Origin of the sequence: Streptomyces bobili (assembly GCF_002154575.1) — a bacterium.
GTDB lineage: Bacteria > Actinomycetota > Actinomycetes > Streptomycetales > Streptomycetaceae > Streptomyces > Streptomyces bobili.
The window spans coordinates 1-1941 of record NZ_MUBA01000734.1 but is presented as its reverse complement, the minus strand read 5'-3'; the positions used below and the strand labels follow the sequence as shown (position 1 = coordinate 1941).

Below are 1941 nucleotides of genomic sequence, written 5' to 3'. Positions count from 1 at the left end.
CCGATCGCCGCCACCGCGGTCGTACGGACCGCGGTGGCGGCGATCGGCGGGGAGCGGGTGATGCCGGGGGTCACCGCGTACGGATCGGCGGAGGCCCGCCGCTGGGCCGAGCAGGCGCGCGAGGCGGGCTGCGGCGCGGTGATGCTGCTGCCGCCCAACGCGTACCGCGCCGACGAGCGCGCGGTCGTGGCGCACTACGCGGAGGTCGCGAAGGCGGGCCTGCCGGTGGTGGCGTACAACAACCCCATCGACACCAAGGTCGATCTCGTGCCCGAACTGCTGGCCCGGCTGCACGGCGAGGGGCTCATCCATGGCGTCAAGGAGTTCTCGGGCGACGTCCGCCGCGCCTACCGGATCGCCGAACTCGCCCCGGACCTCGACCTGTTGATCGGTGCCGACGACGTCCTGCTGGAGCTGGCGGTGGCGGGTGCCAAGGGCTGGGTGGCCGGCTATCCCAACGCGCTGCCCCGCGCCTCGGTGGACCTCTACCGGGCCGCCGTCGCGGGGGACCTCACCACCGCGCTGCCGCTGTACCGGCGGTTGCACCCGCTGCTGCGCTGGGACTCCCGCGTCGAGTTCGTGCAGGCCATCAAGCTGTCGATGGACATCGTCGGCCGGTACGGCGGACCCTGCCGTCCGCCGCGCGTGCCGCTGCCGCCCGAGCAGGAGGCGGCCGTCCGCGCGGCCACCGAGAAGGCCGTCGCCGCCGGCCTGGCGTAACCCGGCCGGATATGGCCCCCGGCCGACCATAACTCCAGGGCAAACTCCAGCGCTCCGAAAGGGACTTCATGCGCAGCGCACTCGTCCTGCACGCCGTCGACTCGCACACCGAGGGCATGCCCACCCGGGTGATCACCGGCGGGATCGGCACGATCCCCGGCGCGACGATGAACGAGCGGCGGCTGTACTTCCGTGAACACCGTGACGAGGTACGGCAGTTGCTGATGAACGAGCCGCGTGGTCACTCCGCGATGAGCGGCGCGATCCTGCAGCCGCCGACCCGGTCGGACTGCGACTGGGGAGTGGTGTACATCGAGGTCTCCGGCTATCTGCCGATGTGCGGGCACGGCACGATCGGGGTGGCGACGGTACTGGTGGAGACCGGCATGGTCGAGGTCGTCGAACCGGTCACCACCATCCGGCTCGACACCCCGGCCGGGCTGGTCGTCGCCGAGGTCGCGGTCCGCGACGGCGCGGCCACGGCGGTGACCCTGCACAACGTCCCGTCCTTCGCCGTGACGCTCGACCGCGAGATCACCCTGCCGGACGGTCGAACGGTGACGTACGACCTGGCGTACGGCGGGAACTTCTACGCCATCCTGCCGCTGGAGGAGTTCGGGCTGCCCTTCGACCGGGCGCGCAAGGACGACATCCTGCGGGCCGGGCTGTCCCTCATGGAGGCGATCAACTCCGAGGCGGAGCCGGTGCATCCGCAGGACCCGTCCATCCGCGGCTGCCACCACGTCCACCTGTACGCGCCCGACGCCACCGCCCGCCACTCGCGGCACGCGATGGCCATCCACCCGGGCTGGTTCGACCGCTCCCCCTGCGGAACGGGGACGAGCGCCCGCATGGCGCAGCTGCACGCGCGCGGTGAACTGCCCCTGGACACCGAGTTCGTGAACGAGTCCTTCATCGGCACCCGCTTCACCGGCCGGCTTCTCGGCACGACGGAGGTCGCGGGGGTTGCGGCGGTGCTGCCCAGCTTCACGGGCCGCGCCTGGATCACCGGCACGGCCCAGTACCTGCTCGACCCCACGGACCCGTTCCCGGCCGGGTTCGTACTCTGACCCGCCGAACGCACCGCCGGCCGCACACCGGGGGCCGTCCGTACGCCAGGAACCCGGCGTAGATACTGATGGCACGTGACATGGCACGTGACATGGCACCCGCCACGCCGCGTGAGCCGGCACCACCCGCACCCCACCCACACCCACACCC

2 protein-coding genes are annotated in these 1941 nt (G+C 72.1%); both read left to right on the top strand.

Annotated elements, in window-relative coordinates; translation table 11 throughout:
- On the top strand, nt 1-720 hold a 720-nt coding region (locus tag BZL64_RS36940), incomplete at its 5' end, for a dihydrodipicolinate synthase family protein (RefSeq protein ID WP_086773378.1).
- Between the two features lie 68 nt (nt 721-788).
- The gene (locus BZL64_RS36935; protein WP_086773377.1) at nt 789-1790 is read left to right on the top strand and encodes a proline racemase family protein; all 1002 of its coding nucleotides are present in this window, start codon (nt 789-791) and stop codon (nt 1788-1790) included.
- Nucleotides 1791-1941: the final 151 nt, after the last annotated feature.